The organism is Aeromonas sp. S19(2024), from assembly GCF_041402625.1.
Lineage (GTDB): Bacteria > Pseudomonadota > Gammaproteobacteria > Enterobacterales > Aeromonadaceae > Aeromonas > Aeromonas caviae.
In genome coordinates, this window is record NZ_JBGLQU010000003.1 from 18,528 (window position 1) to 39,982 (window position 21,455).

The 21,455-nt window shown below is 63.2% G+C and carries 17 protein-coding genes; 10 read left to right on the top strand and 7 right to left on the bottom strand.

What is annotated here, in order from left to right; translation table 11 throughout:
* Positions 1-5 precede the first annotated feature (5 nt).
* The 4 genes from hypE to hypF are packed head-to-tail and all read right to left on the bottom strand — an operon-like array spanning position 6 to position 4,781.
* Complete coding sequence (gene hypE, locus ACB037_RS07585; protein ID WP_319873466.1) at positions 6-1,010, bottom strand: hydrogenase expression/formation protein HypE; 1,005 nt, start codon at positions 1,008-1,010, stop codon at positions 6-8.
* The gene (gene hypD / locus ACB037_RS07590) at positions 1,007-2,119 is read right to left on the bottom strand and encodes a hydrogenase formation protein HypD (RefSeq protein ID WP_319873467.1); all 1,113 of its coding nucleotides are present in this window, start codon (positions 2,117-2,119) and stop codon (positions 1,007-1,009) included. The genes hypE and hypD overlap by 4 nt, the downstream gene beginning before the upstream one ends.
* Positions 2,113-2,364, bottom strand: coding sequence for a HypC/HybG/HupF family hydrogenase formation chaperone (locus tag ACB037_RS07595; protein ID WP_371175130.1), 252 nt, complete (start codon positions 2,362-2,364; stop codon positions 2,113-2,115). Before ACB037_RS07595 ends, hypD begins: the two co-directional genes overlap by 7 nt.
* Before the next feature lie 5 nt (positions 2,365-2,369).
* Positions 2,370-4,781 carry a carbamoyltransferase HypF gene (gene hypF / locus ACB037_RS07600; RefSeq protein WP_371175131.1) on the bottom strand — a complete coding sequence of 804 codons (2,412 nt, stop codon included), beginning with the start codon at positions 4,779-4,781 and terminating at the stop codon, positions 2,370-2,372.
* A 746-nt stretch (positions 4,782-5,527) separates the two neighbouring features.
* On the opposite strand from hypF, the gene recR reads away from it, so the two are divergent.
* The 9 genes from recR (at position 5,528) to ACB037_RS07645 (ending at position 15,376) form a co-directional block, all read left to right on the top strand.
* Positions 5,528-6,130: a recombination mediator RecR gene (gene recR, locus ACB037_RS07605; RefSeq protein WP_202007128.1), complete on the top strand. Its 603-nt coding sequence runs from the start codon at positions 5,528-5,530 to the stop codon at positions 6,128-6,130.
* Positions 6,131-6,629: 499 nt separating this feature from the next.
* On the top strand, positions 6,630-8,543 hold the full coding sequence (gene htpG, locus ACB037_RS07610; protein WP_104455789.1) for a molecular chaperone HtpG: 1,914 nt from the start codon (positions 6,630-6,632) through the stop codon (positions 8,541-8,543).
* A 238-nt stretch (positions 8,544-8,781) separates the two neighbouring features.
* A complete protein-coding gene (gene adk, locus ACB037_RS07615; RefSeq protein ID WP_010674422.1) occupies positions 8,782-9,426 on the top strand; it encodes an adenylate kinase in 645 nt (214 codons plus the stop codon).
* Between the two features lie 119 nt (positions 9,427-9,545).
* Positions 9,546-10,520, top strand: coding sequence for a ferrochelatase (gene hemH, locus ACB037_RS07620; RefSeq protein ID WP_042017278.1), 975 nt, complete (start codon positions 9,546-9,548; stop codon positions 10,518-10,520).
* Between the two features lie 64 nt (positions 10,521-10,584).
* Positions 10,585-10,977, top strand: coding sequence for an MAPEG family protein (locus ACB037_RS07625; RefSeq protein WP_371175132.1), 393 nt, complete (start codon positions 10,585-10,587; stop codon positions 10,975-10,977).
* A 175-nt stretch (positions 10,978-11,152) separates the two neighbouring features.
* Entirely contained in the window at positions 11,153-12,457 is a 1,305-nt protein-coding gene (locus ACB037_RS07630; RefSeq protein WP_010674425.1) for an inosine/guanosine kinase, read from the top strand.
* Positions 12,458-12,619: 162 nt separating this feature from the next.
* Positions 12,620-14,248 carry a methyl-accepting chemotaxis protein gene (locus ACB037_RS07635; protein WP_319859848.1) on the top strand — a complete coding sequence of 543 codons (1,629 nt, stop codon included), beginning with the start codon at positions 12,620-12,622 and terminating at the stop codon, positions 14,246-14,248.
* A gap of 123 nt (positions 14,249-14,371) precedes the next feature.
* Positions 14,372-14,734 (top strand): DUF2750 domain-containing protein, encoded by a 363-nt coding sequence (locus ACB037_RS07640; RefSeq protein WP_010674427.1) that lies wholly within the window; start codon positions 14,372-14,374, stop codon positions 14,732-14,734.
* A 147-nt stretch (positions 14,735-14,881) separates the two neighbouring features.
* Entirely contained in the window at positions 14,882-15,376 is a 495-nt protein-coding gene (locus ACB037_RS07645) for a hypothetical protein (RefSeq protein WP_010674428.1), read from the top strand.
* On the opposite strand, the gene ACB037_RS07650 is transcribed toward ACB037_RS07645, so the two are convergent.
* Positions 15,339-16,976 carry an EAL domain-containing protein gene (locus tag ACB037_RS07650; protein ID WP_069652607.1) on the bottom strand — a complete coding sequence of 546 codons (1,638 nt, stop codon included), beginning with the start codon at positions 16,974-16,976 and terminating at the stop codon, positions 15,339-15,341. The two genes, ACB037_RS07645 and ACB037_RS07650, sit on opposite strands and share 38 nt — an antisense overlap.
* Before the next feature lie 188 nt (positions 16,977-17,164).
* Between ACB037_RS07650 and glgC the strand changes: the two genes are divergently transcribed.
* Entirely contained in the window at positions 17,165-18,439 is a 1,275-nt protein-coding gene (gene glgC / locus ACB037_RS07655; RefSeq protein WP_039038908.1) for a glucose-1-phosphate adenylyltransferase, read from the top strand.
* Positions 18,440-18,497: 58 nt separating this feature from the next.
* Here the strand turns inward: glgC and ACB037_RS07660 are convergent, their stop codons facing one another.
* Positions 18,498-20,498 carry a hypothetical protein gene (locus tag ACB037_RS07660; RefSeq protein ID WP_371175133.1) on the bottom strand — a complete coding sequence of 667 codons (2,001 nt, stop codon included), beginning with the start codon at positions 20,496-20,498 and terminating at the stop codon, positions 18,498-18,500.
* Between the two features lie 146 nt (positions 20,499-20,644).
* On the bottom strand, positions 20,645-21,196 hold the full coding sequence (locus tag ACB037_RS07665) for a lipoprotein (protein WP_124244610.1): 552 nt from the start codon (positions 21,194-21,196) through the stop codon (positions 20,645-20,647).
* Positions 21,197-21,455 lie beyond the last annotated feature (259 nt).

Below are 21,455 nucleotides of genomic sequence, written 5' to 3' on the forward strand. Positions count from 1 at the left end.
GTTGCTCAACAGATCCGCGGCAGCAGCTCCCCCTGCGGTAGCTCCAGATAACGGCGGCTGCCCCAGGGGTTGTTCAAGATCACCTTGTGGCGATCGCTCGCCTGCACCACGCCGATCTGGCTGGCGGCGGGGTTGAATTGCCGCAAGATGCCCAGCGCGTCCCGCGCCTGTTCGGCGGGCAGGGCCAGCACCATGGTTCCCTCGTTGGCGAGATCATGGGGCTCGAAACCGTAGAGCTCGCACAGGCCGCGCACCGGATCGCACACCGGAATGGCGGACTCCTCCAGCTCGATGGCAACGCCGGAGGCGCTGCTCCACTCGTTGAGCACGGCGGCAAGGCCACCGCGGGTGGCATCGCGCAGGGCGTGAGGGGTAATACCCGCTTTTAGCAGCGCTTCGACCTGCGGCCAGAGGGTGGTGCAGTCGCTCTTGAGATCCGATCCCAGTTGCAGGGCGTCGCGGGCCATCAGGATGCAGGCGCCGTGGCTGCCGATATCCCGCGACACCAGAATGGCGTCACCAGCCTTGAGGTTGCGGACCGAGATGCCCCGGCTCTGCTCAGGCTGCGGGAAGGTGCCGACCCCGCTGGTGTTGATAAAGATCTTGTCGGCCGCCCCCTTGGGCACCACCTTGGTGTCGCCGCAGACGATGCGGGCGCCGCTCTTGGCAAGTTCGGCGGCCATCGACTCGACGATGCGGGCCAGATCGGCGTAGGGGAAGCCCTCCTCGATGATAAAGCTGGCGCTCAGATACTCGGGTTTGGCCCCCATCATGGCGAGATCGTTGACCGTGCCGGCGATGGCCAGCTTGCCGATATCGCCCCCCTCGAAGAAGAGTGGCGAGACGGTAAAGCTGTCGGTGGTAAAGGCGACGGGGCCCTCTACCGGCAGCAGAGCGGCATCTTCACCGCGCAGCAGGATCTCGTTGCCAAAGTGGTGAAAGAAGAGCTGGTTGATCAGCTGATTCATCTCGACACCGCCGCCGCCGTGGCTTAACTGAATTTCTCTCATTGGATCCCCATATATCGGTAGTAGGCATTGCAGGCCCCTTCGGAGCTGACCATGCAGCTGCCCATGGGCTGGGTCGGGGTGCAGCCCCGGCCAAAGACTTTGCACTGGTTCGGTTTGGCCAAGCCGCGCAGGATATCGGCGCACTGGCACGCCTTGTGGTCATCGATGGGGGTCTGATCAAGCTGGAAGTAGCGCTCCGCATCGCGCTTGGCGAAGGCATCGCGCAGGCGCAGAGCGGAGGCGTTGATATCCCCCAGACCTCGCCAGCGAAAGTGCTCGCGGGTTTCGAAAAAGCGCTCGACCAGCCGCTGGGCGGCTTTATTGCCGCTGGCGGTGACGGCGCGGCTGTATTGCACCTCCAGCGCGTAGCGACCCTCCACCTTCTGGCGCACCATCATCAAGAGCGCCTCCATCACATCCACCGGCTCGAAACCGCTCACCACCACCGGCACCTGATAGCGATCGACGATGGGCAGGTAGATATCGGCGCCGGTGATGACGCTGACGTGGGAGGGGCCGATAAAGGCGTTCACCTTGGCCACCCCGTCGGCCATCACCGCATGAATGGCGGGGGGCACCAGCACATGGTTGATATGAAACAGCAGGTTCTCAATCCCCTCAGCTTCAGCCGCAGCCAGCAAGGCGGCGGTCATGGGGGTGGAGGTCTCGAAACCGATGGCGAAGAAGACCACGGTTTTCTCAGGGTTCTCACGGGCGATACGCAGGGCATCGAGGGGGTCATAGACCGGGCGGATATCGCTCCCCTTGGCGCGCTGCTGGGCCAGCGTGCCTTTGGAGCCCGGCACCCGGATCATGTCCCCCAGGGTGACCAGAATGACATTCGGCTGGCTCGCCAGCTCGATGGCCTGATCGATGCGCTCTTTGGGCATGATGCAGACCGGGCAGCCGGGGCCGTGAACGAACTCGATGCTGGCGGGCAGCAGCTGGTGCAGGCCGTACTTCATGATGGTATGGGTATGACCGCCGCACACCTCCATCACCCGCAGCGGCTCGGGGAGTAATTTGGCCAGTTCGGTAATTTGGGCGGCGAGGGCGCGGATCACCTCGGGCTGGCGAAAGCCCTGAAACAGATCATTCAAGGTCAGCATGGCAAGATATCCTGTTTGGGCATCAGGGCCACCATCTGGCGGAAGCTCTCGAGGCTGGCCTGCGCCTCCTCTTCGTCAATCTTGCTCATCACAAAGCCAATATGGAGCAGCACATAGTCGCCCACCTGGAGGGGCTCCTCGAGCAGTATGCAGCTGACGCGCCGATGCACCCCCAAGGTATCGACGGTGACGCAGTTATCTTCGGGGTGCAGCTGCACCACCTGAGAGGGGATGGATAGACACATGAATTTCAGGACTCCGACAAGGTGGCACAACCGGCTTTGGCAGGCTGGTGCGTGGCAAGATGGTGGATGGCAAACCAGAGCTGACCGGCGGCGATGCCACCGTCATTGAGCGGCAGGGTTTCGCTGGTCAATACCTGCCGGCCGGCGGCTTCGAGAGCGGGGACCAGCTGGTCCATCAGCACCCGGTTTTGAAAGACGCCGCCCCCGAGCGCCACCGGATAGCCGGGGAAGCGCTCGGCCAGGGCAACCACCAGCTTGCTGATGGCGCGGATAAAACCGGCGGCCAGGCTGGCGGTGGAGGTGCCTTTGCGCCGCTCGCTGACAAGGGTATTGATGAGCTCTGCCCACTGGATCTGCAGTGGTCCCTCTGTTGATTGGCTGAGATCAAAGGCGAGGGGGAAGGGCAATTCATCGGGGGCCAATTGTAAGGCGGCTGTCTCCAGCAGGAGTCCCGCTTCGCCCTCGTAATCGGGGGTGTCGATCACTCCCAAGAGCGCCGCCACCGCATCGAACAGCCGACCGATGGAACTGGTGTAGGGGGTGTTGCGACCGAGATGCCAGAGCTGGTGCAGGTTGCTGATCCGCTTAAGGGGCAGTTTGTTGATCAGCGGAATATCGAGGGCACTGATCTGCTCAGGAGTGTGCGATTCAAACAGCAGCCCCAGCAGCTGGCGCACCGGCTCGCGAATGGCCGCTTCGCCGCCGATCAGCTTGAAGGGGGCAAGGTGGGCAACCCGCTCAAATCCCTGAACGTCTGCCAGCAGCAGCTCGCCGCCCCAGAGGGTGCCGTCATCCCCAAGGCCGGTGCCATCGAAGGCAACCCCCAGCACCGGGCCCGTGATGTCGTGCTCGGCCATCACCCCCAGCAGGTGGGCGTGATGGTGCTGCACCTCGAGGTGGGTTGCACCCTGATCCTGGCAATAGCTTTTGGCCCACTGATGGCTGAGGTAGCCCGGGTGGCAGTCCGATACCAGCACTTTGGGTTTGAGATCGTAGAGTTCGCGAAAGGTGGCCAGGGTCTGCTCGAAGTGCTCCTGCATTGGCAGGCTGTGCAGATCGCCGATATAGGGGCTGTAGATGCGCTGGCGGCCGAAGGCGAGCGCCAGCTGGTTCTTCTGCTGCGCCCCGACCGCCAGCAGCGGCGCCTTGACCGCCTCTTGCAGGCTGGGGGTGCAGGGGGCATAGCCCCGGGCGAGGCGCAACGTCTGGCGTCGCCCGCCCGCCCACTGCACCAGACTGTCGTCGCAAGGGTGCAAGATGGGGCGGTTGTGATCCAGGATGCCGTCAATCTCGCCCCCGAGCTCCCTGACCACCGCCTCGCACTCGATAAGGATGGGGCTGCCGCGACCATTGGCGCTGGTGGCCACCAGCGGCATGGCGCAGGCATCCAGCAGCAGCTGATGGAGCGGGGTATAGGGGAGCATGACCCCAAGGTAGGGGATGCCGGGGGCGATCCCCTCGGCCAGCGGCGCGACTGACAGTCGGGATTCTGAGTGCCGATCATCGTTTTTGCGCTTGCGCAGCAAGGTGATGGGTCTGGCCTGAGAGGTGAGCAGCTTCCACTCGTCTTCGCTGCCGGTGATATACAGTTTGGCCTCGGCAAGGGTGCCTAGCATCACCGCCAGCGGCTTGCGCGCGCGCCGCTTGAGCATTCGTAATCTGGCAACACTCTGTTCATTGCGGGCATCACACATCAGGTGATACCCCCCCATTCCCTTGACCGCAATCAGGGCCCCCGCTTGCAGGGCGCGAGCAGCTGCTTGCAAGGCATCCTCGCGCTCGGCCAGGGTATCGCCACGGCCATTTCGCCAGCTGAGATGGGGCCCGCATTCGGGGCAGCTCACCGGCTGGGCGTGGTAGCGTCTGTCCAGCGGGTTTTCATAGGCCGCCGCACAGCGCGGGCACATGGCAAAGTCCGCCATGGCGGTGTGGGGGCGGTCGTAGGGGAGGCGGCGGATGATGGTGTAGCGCGGGCCGCAGTGGGTGCAGTTGGTAAAGGGGTAGCGATGGTGGCGATCGTTGGGGTTGGCCACATCGTTGGCGCACGCCTCGCACATTCCCTGATCCGGCGAGATGGCGACCGTGGCGGCGCTCTGCTGCTGGCTCGCTTTAATTCGAAACTGGCCATGAAATTGGCCATCGAAGTCGGGATCCTGATCTCGGGGCAGCTCCCGCTCGCTGAAATGATCGATTCGGCTCAAGGGCGGCGCCAGTTCCCGCAGTTCGCGGGCAAAGGCGGCGAGCTGCTCGGGGGAGCCTTCGGCGCCGATGGTGACGCCGCTCGCGTCGTTCAATACATAGCCGGCAAGGCTGTGGCGCAGCGCCAGCCCATAGACGAAGGGGCGAAAGCCGACCCCCTGTACGATGCCGTCTATATGAAATTCCCGGCGCAGTCGAAGGCGTGTCGACGTGGTCATGGCGCCATCCAAAGAGGGGCCAGCGCCCCTCCCTGATAACCGGGGGGCAGGGAACCCTCCCTCATGACAGGGGGGCTGGGGAGGGCCGACAGGGGCGGCCATCCGGCGATCATCCTGGGGGATGTCATGCGATATCGAACTCCCATCTGCTGGCCTGCCGCCACGGCATGGGCCATCGGGTGCAACGAACGGGGGGCAACGGGCTGCGTCGCGATAGAAGGGGCGTAGCCTTGACAGGCAGAGGAGGCCCTCGCCCTGTCACGGGGGCCAAGTTTACCGGGGCCCTGGTCCCCAATACCTTGATCTCGCCCCTGTTTGAGTGCCAGATGCGGCGCTTCTTTGCGATCCTGTGAGCCTGCTCCGCCAGCGATCGGCGTGTGAGGGCAGGCGGCGCCGCGCCCCCGGGGCGTTGAACCGGCTCCTGAAGGGGGCAAATCGAGGATGGCGGGGCCAACATGCAGGTTTTTTGTTTGGTTTTATTTAACGATTGCGGGCAATCGAGTAGAAAAATTGAACACCTTGGGGGCTGTTTTACCCCTTGCGGGGGCTGGCGGGGTCTGCCGGCCCTGAAAAACGGAGGTCAGCCCGGTTTCCCGGTGCGTCTCGGCGGCGAGGCGCCAGCGGGCGGGATCTGCCATTGGCGGCCCTGGGCTGGTATAGTCCTGCGCCAACAAAAGAGGTTGGAGAGACGGCTTGCCGATGCCCCTGGGGCGGCGCCTCTCTTCGCGGCATCAAAGGATATCCCCATGAAATTCAGTCCCCTGCTCGATGAGATGATGAAGGCGCTGCAGGTCTTGCCGGGCGTGGGCCCGAAATCGGCCCAGCGCATGGCGTTCACCCTGCTGGAGCGCGAGCGCAGCGGCGGCCTGCGTCTGGCCTCCCTGCTCAATCGGGCGCTGACCGAAATAGGTCATTGCAGCCACTGCCGCACCTTCACCGAGAACGATCGCTGCGAGATCTGCGCCAATCCCAAGCGCGAGGAGAACGGCCTGCTCTGCGTGGTGGAGAGCCCGGCGGACGTGGCGGCCATCGAGCAGACCGGCCAGTTCTCCGGCCGTTACTTCGTGCTGATGGGCCACCTGTCGCCCCTTGACGGCATCGGCCCCGAGGAGCTGGGGCTCGAGATCCTGGAGCGCCGCCTGCAAGAGGAGCAGATCAAGGAGCTGATCCTCGCCACCAACCCCACCATCGAGGGGGATGCCACCGCCTGGTACATCGCCGACATGGCCCGCACCGCCGGGGTGGAGGTGAGCCGCATCGCCCACGGTGTGCCGGTGGGCGGGGAGCTGGAGCTGGTGGATGGCACCACGCTCTCCCACTCCCTGATGGGGCGCCAGCGCCTGAGCTAAAGAGGCCACGGACCCCACCCCGGCCCTCCCCTTGGCAGGGAAGGGAGCAATGGATCTTGCCCCACTCCTCCCCTTGGCAGGGGAGGGAGCAATGGATCTTGCCCCACTCCTCCCCTAGGCAGGGGAGGGAGCAATGGATCCTGCCCCACTCCTCCCTTTGGCAGGGGAGAAAGCAACGAACCCCGCCTCAGCCCTCCCCTTGATAGGGGAGGGGAGCAATGGATCCCGTCTCATGCCTCCCCTTGGCAGGGGAGAGCAAGGCTGACCACGCTATTGGCTCCACGCTCGATCCCAATCTGACCCTCCTCGCCAGACAGGGGACGACGGTGCACCTCCCCCTTGTGAAGGAGGAGGCCGGGAGGGGGTTGCATGTGTGGGCCAAGCGAGGGGCCGGTGTGCAAATTTGCTCTTAAGTTTGCACGCAAGCCCCTTGATATTTGAAAGGCCAACCCCATCTAGCTTGGGAATCTGTTCAACCCGACGTTTTGAGGACTGGTCGATGACCCAAAGTGTTCACGCCGAAACCCACGGCTTTCAGACTGAAGTCAAACAACTGCTGAGCCTGATGGCTCACAGCCTCTACTCCAACAAAGAAGTATTCCTGCGCGAGCTGATTTCCAACGCCTCCGATGCGGCGGACAAGCTGCGCTTCAAGGCGCTTTCCGATGCCTCTTTGTTCGAAAACGACGGCCAGTTGCGCGTGCGCCTGGTGGTGGACAAAGAGAACAAGACCCTGACCATTTCGGACAACGGCATCGGCATGACCCGTGACCAGGTGATCGAGCACCTGGGCACCATCGCCAAGTCCGGCACCGCCGAGTTCTTCAAGAACCTCTCCGGTGACCAGGGCAAGGATTCCCAGCTGATCGGCCAGTTCGGGGTGGGCTTCTACTCCGCCTTCATCGTGGCCGACAAGGTGACCGTGGTCTCCCGCGCCGCCGGCACCGCGCCGGAGCAGGGCGTGCAGTGGGAATCACAAGGGGAGGGCTCCTTCACCGTGGCTGACGTGACCAAAACCGGTCGCGGCACCGACGTCATCCTGCACCTGCGCAGCGATGAAGAGGAGTTCCTGGACGACTGGCGCCTGCGCTCCGTGGTCAGCAAATATTCCGACCACATCAGCGTGCCGGTGGAGATGTTCAAGGAGGGCACTCCGGATCGGGAAGAAGACGGTGAAACCATCGTCGGCACCCCGGGGGAGTGGGAGCAGGTCAACCGCGCCACTGCGCTCTGGACCCGCAACCCGAAGGACATCAAGGACGAGGAGTACCAGGAGTTCTACAAGCACGTCGCCCACGACTTCGAAGATCCGCTCCTGTGGGGTCACAACCGGGTGGAAGGGGCCCAGGAGTACACCAGCCTGCTCTACATCCCGGCCCGCGCGCCGTTCGATCTCTACAACCGCGAACAGAAGCACGGCCTGAAACTCTATGTGCAGCGCGTCTTCATCATGGACGACGCCGAGCAGTTCATGCCGACCTACCTGCGCTTCGTGAAAGGGGTGCTGGACTCCAACGATCTGCCGCTCAACGTCAGCCGTGAAATCCTGCAGGACAACAAGGTGACCGCCTCCCTGCGCAAGGCCTGCTCCAAGCGCGTGCTCACCATGCTCAACAAGCTGGCGAAAGAGGATGGCGAGAAGTACGCCAAGTTCTGGAGCGAGTTCGGCAATGTGCTCAAAGAGGGCCCGGCCGAGGATTACGCCAACCGGGAAGAGATCGCGAAGCTTTTGCGCTTTGCCAGCACCGCCGGTGAGGGCGAAGCCCAGACCGTGTCGCTGGAGGATTACGTTGGCCGCATGAAGGAAGGTCAGCAGAAGATTTACTACATCACCGCCGACTCTTATGCCGCTGCCAAGAACAGCCCGCACCTCGAGATCTTCCGCAAGAAGGGCGTCGAAGTGCTGCTGATGTGGGAGCGGGTGGACGAGTGGTTGATGAGCCACCTGACCGAGTTCGACGGCAAGCAGCTGGTCTCCGTCACCCGTGGCGAACTGGATCTCGGGGATCTGGAAGACGACGCCTCCAAGCAGGCGCAGGAAGAGGCCGAAAAAGCCAACGCCGGTCTGGTGGAGCGGGTCAAGAAGAGCCTCGGGGAGGCGGTGAAAGAGGTGCGCGTCACCCACCGTCTGACCGACTCGCCGTCCTGCATCGTCACCGACGCCCACGGCATGAGCACCCAGATGATCAAGCTGATGCGCGCCGCCGGTCAGCCGGTGCCGGAGCAGAAGTACATCCTGGAGCTCAACCCCGACCATGCCCTGGTGAAGAAGCTCGGCACCATCGAGGATGAGAGCCTGTTTGGCGAGTGGGTCTCCCTCCTGCACGAGCAGGCCCAGCTGGCGGAGCAGGGTGGCCTCAATGATCCGGCGAGCTTCGTCTCCCGTATCAACCGTCTGCTACTCCAGGCGTGATGTGATTGTGATTGGCCCACTGCTTGACAGTGGGCTTTTTTTTGGCCGTTCCTCTCTGGTGCGCTGCTGCATTTTCAATCATTTTTCGTGGTCGTCGTCTGCGTCTTTGGTCGCAGAGACGGGGCGGGAGTGTGGTGATAATCTGGCCACTCACACGGGGCGAGCTTGTTAATACGGGCGAAAACGTGTAGTTTTTTGCCTTCTCAAGAATTGAATAACCAATCAACTAGGAGCGTGTATGCGCATTGTTCTGTTGGGAGCTCCGGGCGCCGGCAAGGGTACCCAGGCTCAGTTCATCATGGAAAAACACGGTATTCCGCAGATCTCCACCGGCGACATGCTGCGTGCGGCGATCAAGGCGGGTACCGAGCTGGGCCTGAAGGCCAAAGCCGTGATGGACGCAGGTCAGCTCGTCTCCGACGACATCATCATCGGCCTGGTCAAAGAACGCATCGCGCAACCGGATTGCGCCAACGGCTTCCTGCTGGACGGCTTCCCCCGCACCATTCCCCAGGCGCAAGCCATGAAAGATGCCGGTGTGACCGTGGACTTCGTGCTGGAATTCGACGTGCCGGACGAAGAGATCGTCAAGCGCATGAGCGGCCGCCGCGTGCACTCCGGCTCCGGCCGTACCTACCACGTGGTGTTCAACCCGCCGAAAGTGGAAGGCAAGGATGACGTGACCGGTGAAGATCTGGTGATCCGTGCTGACGACGAAGAGACCACAGTGCGCAAGCGTCTGGATGTCTACCATCAGCAGACCGCGCCGCTCATCGGTTTCTACGGCAAGGAAGCGGAAGCGGGCAACACCCGTTACGTCAAGATCGACGGCACCCAGCCGGTGGATCTGGTCAGCCAGCAACTGGCCGCCATTCTCGGTTAAGCCATTCAGGGCCGGCAGGACGCAGCCGTTCGCCGGCTGGCTATGAGGGTGAGAAAAGGGTCCATACCGGGCCCTTTCTTGCATTCCATTCCCACGACACAGAACGACAGGATGCTAACGTGACCACGAAAACCGGGATCTTGCTGGTCAATCTGGGTACCCCGGCCGCGCCGACCACGGCGGCGGTCAAGGCGTTTCTCAGCCAGTTTCTGCACGATCAGCGGGTCGTCGACCTGCCGCGCTACCTCTGGTGCCCCCTGCTTCACTTCATCATCCTGCCGACCCGCTCCCCCAAGGTGGCCAAGCTCTATCAGCAGGTGTGGACCGAGCAGGGCTCCCCTCTGATGGTCATCAGCCAGCAGCAGCGCGCGGCCCTGGAGCACGAGCTCAAGCGGGAAGGAGTCGAAGTGCCGGTGGCGCTCGCCATGACCTATGGCGCCCCGTCGCTGGCCGATGGCTGGCAGGCCCTCAAGGCCCAGGGGGTCAACCGGGTGATCCTGCTGCCGCTCTATCCCCAGTATTCGGTCAGTACCACCGCCTCGGTGTTCGACGCCTGGGCCAGGGCGATGAAAACCGAGCGCAATCTGCCGGTGGTGCGGCTCATCCGCGATTACCATGCCCACCCGGAGTACATCCAGGCGCTGGCCATGAGCGTGCGTCGCCACTGGGAGCAGCACGGCCAGGGGGAGCATCTGCTGATGTCCTTCCACGGCATTCCCGAGCGCTACGAGCGGGAAGGGGATCCCTATGGTCATCAGTGCAGACGCACCGCCGCCCTGCTGGCGGAGGCGCTGGGGCTGGCCCCGGAGCAGTGGACCGCGAGCTTCCAGTCCCGCTTTGGCAAGGAGGAGTGGCTCAAGCCCTACACGGACCTGACCGTGGGCGAATTGCCCTCTCGCGGTGTCAAGCGGCTCGATGTCATCTGCCCGGCCTTCTCGGCGGATTGCCTCGAGACCCTGGAGGAGATCCAGGTGCAGAACCGGGAGATCTTCATGGCCGCCGGTGGCGAGCAGTTTGAATACATCCCGGCCCTCAACAGCGATCAGGCCCATATCCGCATGATGGTTTCCCTCATCTGTCGCGAGCTGGCATGATGGCCGTTCTCATCCGGTGCCCGACGTGGCGGACGTTCGGATTCAACGATAAAGGAGTGTCCTGATGATGCATATCACGCTGATTTACGCCGGCCTGCTCGGGCTCTTGTTCCTGCTGCTCTCCTTCTGGGTGGTCAAGCGCCGCGCCCAGTTCAGGGTGATGATAGGGGAGGGGGAAGCCCCCGAGATGCTGGCCGCGATCCGCGCCCACGGCAACTTTGCCGAGTACGTGCCCCTCACCCTGCTGCTGATGGCCCTGTGCGAACTGGCGGGGGGCGGGGCGCTCTGGCTGCACCTGGGCGGTGTGCTGCTGCTGGTGGGGCGCATCCTGCATGCCATCGGCATCCAGATCCCCAGAGCTCCCAACATGCCGCGCCTCTTCGGCACCCTCTTCTTCTGGCTGTCGCTGGGGATGTTCTCGGTGCTGGCCCTGGTGCAGGGGCTCTCGGCAAGCTGAATGTCATCCCGCAACACCACCCCGCCACGGGGTGGTTTTTTGTGGCAGCCAAGTCAAACGTTTTCCTCGCAAACCCTTGTCTATACTGACCTCAAAATTCAATCGTGCGACTTTTCGGCGTGGTGGATTGTGTTAAAATCCCGCCCCTCTTTTCCCCAGAGCACAGAAGATTGCCATGAAATTTCCCGGTCAGCGCAAGTCCAAACACTACTTCCCGGTCGACAGACGTGATCCCCTGATCCCGCAGAATTCCCAGCTCACCGAACTGGGCAAGGCCTATGTAGTGGGCATCGATCAGACTCTGGTGGATATCGAAGCCCATGTGGACGAAGACTTCCTGAACCGGTACGGCCTGAGCAAGGGCCACTCCATGCTCATCTCCGACGAGGTGGCGGAGCTGGTCTACGACGAGCTCAAGGCCAACAACATGGTGGTGAGCGAATTTGCAGGCGGCACCATCGGCAACACCATGCACAACTATTCCGTGCTGGCGGACTCCCACTCCATCCTGCTTGGCGTCATGAGCCAGGACATCCGCATCGGCAGCTATGCCTACCGCTATCTGTGCAACACCTCCTCCCGGGTCAACCTCGACTACCTGCAGCCGGTGGACGGCCCGGTCGGGCGCTGCTTCACCTTCATCACCGAAGGGGGAGAGCGCAGCTTTGGCATCAACGCCGGCAAGATGGATCACCTGGATGTGGACCACATCCCCGAGACCATCATCAAGGAGGCCTCGGCCCTGGTGATCACCGCCTACCTGGTGCGCGGCGCCGACGGCACCCCCATGAAGGAGGCCGCCATGGCCGCGGTGCGCTATGCCCGCGAGGCCGGGGTGCCCGTGGTGCTGACTCTGGGCACCCGCTTCGTCATCGACGAGAATCCCCAGTGGTGGCGCGATTTCATCAGCGAGAACGTGACCGTGCTCGCCATGAACGAGGACGAGGCGGAGGCCCTGACCGGGATAAAGGATCCCCTCGGCGCGGCCGACAAGGCGCTGGACTGGGCGGACATGGTGCTCTGCACCGCCGGCCCCATCGGCCTCTACATGGCGAGCTACACCGACGAGGACTACAAGCGCGAGACCACCCACACCCTGCTGCCCGGCGTCATCCCCGAGTTCAACATGTACGAGTTCAGCCGCCCCATGGCCCGGGACAAGTGCCGCAAGCCTGCGCGTATCTACTCCCACATCTCCCCCTACATGGGCGGCCCGGAGAAGATCAAGAACACCAACGGGGCAGGGGACGGGGCGCTGTCCGCCGTGCTGCACGACATGGTGGCGAACGCCTACCACCGCATGAACGTGCCGAACTCCGCCAAGCATCTCTCGGAATTCCTGACCTACTCCTCTCTGGCCCAGGTGTGCAAGTACGCCAACCGGGTGAGCTACGAGGTGCTGGCGCAGAGCAGCCCGCGCCTCTCCCGCGGGTTGCCGGAGAAGGAAGACAGCCTGGAAGAGGTGTACTGGGAGCGGTGATACCTCTTCCTGTCGACCACGAGAAAGGGTGCCACTGGGCACCCTTTCTTGTTTTTGGGGCTGGATCATGTTTTTGGCATCGCTTTTGCTGACATCGTGGACAGCCCGCGTCGCGGCGGCATACCTTGTGTTAAGGATATGTAGCTGCTGCGGGGCGAGGGTATGTTGAGACAATGGAGTATCGGTCGGCGTCTGTCGCTGGTGACCCTGATGGTGCTGGCGCTGCTGGGACTGCTGCTGTTCTTCTGCCTGCAGATCTATCAGCAGGGGCTGATGGGGGAGAAGAGCCGCCAGACTCAGGCTCAGGTGGAGACCGCCTACAGCCTGGTGGCGGGGCTGGAAGCCAGGGTGCGCAAGGGGGAGCTGGACGAGGCGAGCGCCAAGGCCGAGGCGCTGGCGCTGATCAAGGGGTTGCGTTACGGCAACGATGACTACTTCTGGATCAACGACAGCCACCCCACCATGGTGATGCACCCCATGAAACCCGAGCTGGACGGCAAGGATCTCTCCGGGGTGGAGGACAAGCAGGGGCTCAGGCTGTTCGTCGCCTTCGCCGATCTGGCCCGGGCCCAGGGCGCGGGGGAGGTGGCCTACTACTGGCCCAAGCCGGGGGTGGACGAACCGGTACGCAAGATCTCCTACATCAAGCGCTTCGCCCCCTGGGACTGGATCATCGGCACCGGCGTCTATGTGGACGACGTCGAGGCCCAGTACCGGGAGGTGCTGCACACCCTGCTGGGGATCGGGCTGATGCTGGCCCTCCTGCTGTTTGCCGTGGTCGGCCTCATTGTGCGCAGCATCGTCGTGCCCCTCTCCCGCTCGGTCTCGGCCCTTGGCAACATCGCCAGGGGGGAGGGGGATCTGCGGGTACGTCTGCCGGAGTCGGGGCGTGACGAGCTGAGCCAGCTCAGCATCAACTTCAACCTCTTCGCCAGCCAGATGGCGCAGCTGGTGGCCCGCAGCCAGCAGATAGCGGATCAGAACCGGGTGCATGCCCACCAGCTGGCCGAGGTGGTGGAGCGTACCGGCGCCATCGTCACCGGCCAGGAGCAGGATACCCTGCGGGTGGCCAGCGCCATGGAGCAGATGACGGTGAGCAGCCGTGAAGTGGGCCAGCACGCGGCCCAGGCCGCCGATGCGGCGGACTCGGCCCTCAATCTGGCCCAGCATGGCCGCGAGGTGGTGGTCCAGACCCGGGAGTCCATCAGCCAGCTGGCGGACGAAATGGTGGAGACGGTGCAGGCGGTGAGCCGCCTCGAGCAGGAGACTCAGCAGATTGGCTCCGTGCTCGACGTCATTCGCGGGGTGGCGGAGCAGACCAACCTGCTGGCCCTCAACGCCGCCATTGAAGCGGCACGGGCCGGGGAGCAGGGGCGCGGCTTTGCGGTGGTCGCCGATGAGGTGCGTACCCTGGCGACCCGCACCCACAGCTCCACCGACGAGATCCGGCAGATGATCCAGCGGCTGCAGGAGGGGGCCGGCAAGGTGGTCAGCGGTATCAGCCAGTTGCAGCAGCTCTCCCGCGCGACGGCGGACAGGGCCGGCGATGCGGATGTCGCCATCAATGCCATCGATGGATCCGTCCACACCATTACTGCCATGAATGGGCAGATTGCCACGGCGGCGGCGGAGCAGAGCCGGGCGGCGGAGGAGATCAACCAACGGCTGGTGGCCATCACCCAGCTGGCGGCGGATGCCCTGGCCCAGAACCGGCTGACCGAGCAGGCATCCGGGCAACTGGCGCTGGCCTGCGACGAGCTGGGGGCCCTGGTGGCGAAATATCGCATCTGACGGCCTTTATCCCCGCTTTTTCGGGATAAGGCTTGAGTCTGGGGGGCTTTTGGGACACCATCTGCCCCATTCTCGGCCAGCCCTGGCCGACAGCCTGCCATTGCTTTGCAAGAGAGAGACCCCATGAGCAAACTAACTGACAATCTTGACGCCAATTTCCAGCTGTTCATCGAAGAAGTCCGCGAGTCGGGTCAGGTGTGGGGTCTGCGCTACGGTGAAGACTGGGTGGTGTGCCGCTCCGCCGAGTTCGAAGATGCGGACGTGATGCCGCTCTGGTCCGCCGAAGGGGATGCCCGCCTGCACTGCGTGGACGAGTGGGCGGATTACGAGCCGGAAGTGATCGAGCTCGAAGAGTTCCTGGACATCTGGATCAACGATCTGGACGAGGATGACGTGCTGGTCGGCCCGAACTGGAACGCCGATCTGGAAGGCCAGGAGCTCGAGCCCATCGAGCTGGCCAAGGCGCTGGTGGAACTGGACGCCTGAGTCAGCCGTCCTGCCGGATTGTGATGAACCGGCCCCCTTCGGGGGGCCGGTTTTTTTATGGCCGCCATGGGCCATGAAAAGGCGATTTGCCTTTGCACCCGTCCCGGGGATGGGTCATCATCAACCCTTTGCCGATCGGGAGGTGCCATGTTTGTCTTTGACGTGACCACGAAGGCGGGGGCGCAGGGGAGGATCCAGGTGCAGGCGCTGGACTGGAGCCAGAGCGGCCCGGTGAGCTTTCAGTGTGACAGCGACGAGCTGGCCCTGGTGCTGCTGAGCGGGTGCCGCTGTGATGCCGTGGGGTACTTCAATCTGCTGGGGGGCTGCAAGCCGCTCTACGTGGAGCAGTGGCTCACCTATTTGCAGGAGCGTGGCCAGCTGGAGAAGGTCACGGCCCGCCAGGAGAGCCCGTCCCAACCCGATTACCTGACCCGGGCCGGGCTGGCGGACGACGAGCTCAATGCCCTGCTCGGCCAGATCTACAAGGTGGCCGGGTTCAACCGCCTGCAGATCAACCGCTACCTCAAGCATCGCCACAACCCGACCATGCTGGCGACCCGTTACGATCAGAAGGAGCTGGAGCGTTATCGCCAGCTCAACGACATCATTCTGACCCTGTTGAAGCTGAAACCGTCTCCGTGAAGATCCCCATCTGACCGATCTCCGGTCCCAGCTCCTGGGGCCGGGCGATGAGGTAGCCCTGCAAGCCGTCCACATACATGCTCTGCAGCATCTGCTTCTGGCCTATCTGTTCCACCCCTTCTGCGATCACCAGGCAGCCCATGCGATGGGAGACGTCGACGATCATCCGCACGAACTGCTGATTGGTGAGATCCTGCTCCAGCTCGGTGATGAGACCGGGGTCCAGCTTGATGTAGTCGGGTTTGAGCTCGCGAAACAGGCTGAAGGAGCCGATCCCCTTGCCGAAGTTGCAGATGGCCGAGCGGCTGCCGTGGCGCCTGAGCAGCTCGAACAGCCGCCTGGACCCGGTCAGGTTGCGCTCCAGGTGCTCCTCGTCGAGCTCGAACACCAGGTTGGCCCCGATGTCGGGGTCTTTTTGCAACTGGTGATCCAGCCAGATGAGAAAGGCGCTGTTTTGCAGCAGAGAGCCCGGCAGATTGAGACCCCATCGGCTGTTGTGGCCTCCGAAGGCGCGGTATTGGCGGATGACGTGGCGGATCACCATCTGGGTCAGGCGCAGTACCATGTCCAGCCGCTGCGCCATGGCGAGCAGGGTATCGCTTGGCAGCACGGTGCCGTCGCTGCTGCAAAAGCGGGGATAGATCTCGTGATAGGCGAGCATGCCGCGATGCAGGGGCTGGATGGGCTGGCAGGTGAAGTTGACGCTCTCCTGCTCCAGCAGATCGGTCAGCACCTGGGTCCAGTGACGCTGACCCTGCACTTCGACCACCTCGTCGTTCTGCTGGATGGCCCAGCCATTGACCACCTCTGTCTGGGCGCGGGCCAGCGCGAGATCCGCCCGGGCCAGAATGGCTTCTATCTTCTGCTCGCTGCTCAGGCGGGTCATGCCCGAGTAGGCGGCGCTCTCGAGCTCGTGATCGTGCTGATAGCGATCGAAGGCGAGCTTCAGATCCCGTCCCAGCAGATGGGGCGGGATCTGGGCCAGGGGGGGCAGCAGGACGGCAAAATCGGCCCCCGAGATGCGATAGACCCGGTGGCCCGGGAAGCGGCTGACGGTGTGGCTGATGAGGGCGGCGATGTCCCGGATGTAGGCATCCCCGGACTGGAAGCCGCGCTGGGCGTTGAGGGTCCCGAGCTCGGTGGCGCGGATGAGCACCAGGATGGCGGTCTGGGTGTTTTCCTGTTGCAGCAGTTCGGTCAGATCGCGCCGGAAGGCGTGGCGGTTGCCAAGGCCCGTCATCTCGTCCCGGGTCGCCTGATTGTGCAATTCGGTGATCTGGCGGTGGGCATCGATCTCGGCCTCATTGAAGGACGCAAGGAGCTGGCGCAGAGCCGTTTGTGCCTGTACGCTGTCGAGCATGGCGGGATCCCGCTGCTGCAGCGCCAGCAGCCAGCGTTGCTCCTGCCTTGCCTTTTCCCCACGGCGCACGCTGTGGGTGAGAAAGAGCAGCAGGGCGAATCCCGTCAGGGTGGTCATCAGGACCAGCAGCAGGGTGAGCGGTGAGGCGGGGGGGGCGAGCAGCACTCCCTGCAACAGCAGCATGGGAATGCAGACCAGTGCGCTGACCAGCAGCAGGTTTCCCTCATGTTTATTCAACATCGTTTCATCCTTGATGATGTTCATGATGTAGAAATTCTAACCAAGTCGCTGGCGCAAAACATGAGTACTCACGCAACTCCACGATAAAGCGCCGGCGGAATGCAACTAAATGTGAGTGAAAACACTTTCATGGTCTGTAAAAAAAGCGAAGATGGGTTGAAAACAGCCCCAACAGAGCAGAGGTAGATATGTTGCTAGAACCCGTAGACACCGCCAAAGCACGGCAACTATTGAATCAGAGTATGGCCTTGGTGCTCGCAGGGGGACGGGGCAGCCGCCTGAAGCAGTTGACCGATAACCGCGCCAAGCCCGCCGTCCACTTTGGCGGCAAATTCCGTATCATCGACTTCGTGCTCTCCAACTGCATCAACTCCGGCATCCGCCGGGTGGGTGTGGTGACCCAGTACAAGTCCCACAGTCTGTTGCGCCACCTGCAATCGGGCTGGTCTTTCCTGCGCTACCAGATGAACGAGTTCATCGACTTGCTGCCCGCCCAGCAGCGGGTGGACGAGGTGCACTGGTATCGCGGCACCGCAGACGCCATCTACCAGAACGTCGACATCATCCGTGACTACGGTCCCAAGTACATCGTGGTGCTGGCGGGGGATCACATCTACAAGATGGACTACGCCGCCATGCTGCTCGATCACGTGCGCCTCGGCGCCAAGGTGACGGTGGCCTGTATCGAGGTACCGCGCTGCGAGGCATCGGCCTTCGGCGTCATGGACATCGACGAGCAACGCAAGATCCGCGCCTTCGTGGAGAAACCGGCCAATCCGCCCGCCATGCCGGGCTGCGAGGATCGCTCGCTGGCCTCCATGGGCATCTACATCTTCGAGGCGGAGTACCTCTACCAGTTGCTGGAAGAGGACATCCACAACCAGGAGTCCAAGCACGACTTCGGCATGGACGTGATCCCGCGCATCGTGGGGGAGGGCAAGGCCTTTGCCCACCCGTTCAACATGTCCTGTGTCGGGGCCAAGGAGGGGCAAAAACCCTACTGGCGCGACGTGGGGACCCTGGATTCGTTCTGGGAGGCGAACATGGACCTTGCCTCCGTGGTGCCCGAGCTCGACATCTATGACGAGAACTGGCCCATCTGGACCAGCCAGAACATGTCGCCCCCGGCCAAGTTCGTGCAGGACAGAAACGGCCAGCACGGCATGACCATCAACTCCATGTTCGCGGGGGGCTCCATCGTGAGCGGCTCCTTCGTGCTCAACTCGGTGCTGTTCACCAACGTGCGAGTGCACTCCTTCTGTACCCTGGACCAGGCGGTGATCTTCCCCGGGGTCGAGATCGGGGCTGGTTGCCGCTTGCGCCGGGTAGTGGTGGACAAGGGGTGCAAGCTGCCAGACGGCCTGGTGGTGGGGGAGAACGCGGACGAGGATGCACGCCGCTTCTACCGCTCCGAGCAGGGCATCGTGCTGGTGACCAAGCCGATGCTGGCCAAGCTCGGCTAACCTTGTCGACACAGACAAAAAAAGGGAGCCCTGGGCTCCCTTTCTATTGGTGGTCGATTTATTTCTCGCTGACCAGGGCCTTGCCGGCCATCACCATGGCGGTGCCATGCTTGCCACCGGCGGCGGTCACTTGCGGGACACCATCTTCGTCGGTGTCACCACCGGCCCCCTCGATGACGTTCTCGCCGGAGTCGCCGATCCACTCGGCCATCTGCATGCCGCCGTTGACGGTGCCGCGGAACCAGCTCACGTAGCGCTGGGTCAGCTGGGCCAGCTCCAGCTCGGGTGCCTTCTCGGCCCCTTCGTTGCGCAGGTTCAGCATGGCGGAGCGCAGGGCGCCGGAGATGGCGGCCTGGGTCCAGGGGGTGTATTCACCCTGCTTGCCGGCGAGCCAGGTACCAGCCTTCTGGTTGAAGTAGGCCTTGTCGGCGGCGATGAAGAGCTCGCGCGCCGCGGTGCGGTACTTGGCATCCGAGGTGGCCAGGAAGGCGGCGGTCAGGCCGCGGATGGCGGCGAACTGCGCGTCGATGGACTGACCGGCGTCAAGCTTGCCGCCCAGGGTCAGACCGTCATGGACCAGGCCGTTCTTGCCCTTGAGGTTGGCGAGGATGAAATCAGCCTGCTTGCGGACCAGTGCGATCGCCTGCTCACCCTGCGGGGTCTTGAGGTTCAGCTCGCCATTGTCACCGGCGGCGTAACCCACCGGCAGCGCATCCTGGGCGCGCTGGAAGATCTGCAGGGCGACCAGGGCGTAGGCGGCGTCGAAGGTGGTGACGTGCCCGGCCTGTTTGCCTGCTTGCCAGCTGTCCACCAGGGTGCCGGCCTTGGGCTCGAAGTGCAGAGCATTGAGGTTCTTGAACACCATGCCGGAGAGGTTCAGGGCCAGGGAGAAGGCATCGTCACCCGCCACCGCCTTGCCCAGATCGTTGGTCTGGTTGGCAGCCGGAGCGGCGGCGAACGGGGCACCGTCAAACACGGCGTGGAAGGCCGGGTTCTGATTGGTGTTGGCCGTGCGCTGATCGCTGAAGGCGTAGAACTCGGAGAGGGGCCACAGCAGCATCCAGGCGTCGCGCAACTGGGCGGAGCCGTCCACGACCTCCAGCTTGCCGATGGCACCGGCGTCGTTCTTGCTGGTCTCGGTCACTTTCACCTGATGAGGGAAGTAGACAACCCCCTTGGCCGGATCGTACTGCGGGGTGATTTTGGCGCCCAGGGTCTTGCCGTCAAAGCCGAGCTGACCTTGCAGGATGGCGAGCTTGTCGATGGACTGCTCGGTCAGCATCATGCCGTTGAAGCCGTCGGCGGCAGAAACCCCCAGCTTGTGCTTGCCGTCCTGATCCATGGTGGTGGACGCGGCTTCCACCTCTTCATCGGTCTCGGCTACGTGCATGCCGCCCAGGAAGTCCTGGGACCACATCACTTCCTTGAGCAGGATGCCGCCCACGGCGGCCGGGACCAGCAGGTTGTCACTGCCGCTCCAGCGCAGGGTGGCGTAGTCGCGGAAGTAGGCGGGGACCTGGGTCTTGACGCTCTTCTCGTTGCCCTTGGCGGTCTTGATGGTGATCTGGTCACCGTTGACCGGGGTGGCGTTCACGGCCTGGGCGAACTCCGGGTTGGCGGAGGCGTAGGGCAGGGAGAGGGGATACATGCCCTGGGGAATTTCATCGGCGGGGAAGCCGACGGCCTCGGCCATGGCCAGTACCCGTTTGCCCAGGTCGGCCAGGGTGCCGCCACGGGCCTGGTTTTGCGGCCCGTTTACCAGATGGGGGCCCATGCCGGACTGGTAGTTGAGGGCGTACATTGCCTCTTCGGAGTATTCATAGGATTCGATGCCTGCGGCGAAGTCGAACGGGGTCGGCTCGTCGGCGCGGTTGGCGTCCAGCACATCCAGATCCAGACCGAGGGCCTCGGCCAGCGGCTCGCCGGAGAGCTCGAATTCGGTGTAGGCCAGCATGTTGGCGGCGGTGTTGAACGTCTTGTCCTCCACCTTGACGGCAGCCTGTGCGGCGCTGCTGAGGAGTGCGCAGGCGATCGCCTGCACCAGTACGGTTTTTCTCATGTCCTTCTCACCATATTGTTGATTTTATTATGACGCTTCTCATGAATCTAAATGAGAATGGTGTGCATTATGGGGCAAAGGGCGGGGCTTGAGAAGAAAAAAACCGCGCCCCGGTGAGGTGAAGAGGAGAGGCGCGGCGGCAGGTGTCACATCAGTTTGAAGGGGATGACCAGTCGGCCCGGCTCCACCTTGAGGGCTTCGACCTTCTCCTTGATCCGCGCCTCGTTCTGGCGGCTGCCATCGAGCCGGTAGACGGGGGTCTGGGAGAGGAACAGGGAGAGGGACTGGTTGAAGGTGGGCAAGAGCGGGGAGAGGGCGGTGCCCACGTCCGCTGGCTCTGTCTTGACGGAGAGCAGCTCGAGATCGCGCAGATAGATGGCGCCCTGTTCGGCCACATAGTCCGGGCGTGCCCGCAGGGAGAGGCGGATCTTCATCTGCTGGCTGCCCAGCGGGCTTGCCACCTGCAGCTCGCCGGCGGCATCCAGCTCGACCTTGTCGGCCTGGTTGCGGCCGATGCGGCTTTGCATGTCATCGAGTCGGATCTTGCTCGACATGATGCCGGGGATCCCCAGCTGTTTCTCGAAGGCGACTCGCTCCTTGAGGTACTGGTTGATCTCCCCTTCGCTGACGCTGTACTGGGTCAGCGAGCAGGCCGCCAGCAGCAGGGCGAAGGGGAGCAGAAGCAGGTGTTTCAACATGGGAGGGTTCCATTTTCGGGGCTGTCACAAGAGGTGGCGCCATCTTAGAGGCAAAGCGGGTTGGCCGCCAGTGGGGCCGCCCTGACCGGTTTCTGTCGCATCCCCCATATGGGGATGGCAATCCGTTTTCATTCGAGTAGCTATTTCCCTTCACCGCCAGCAGGCCCGCCCTGGCGTCATCCCCGACATACCCACAGACAAGCTCCTGTTTTAACGATGCAAAATCCCATTGACCCCGCGATTTCAAAGCGAGTATTTT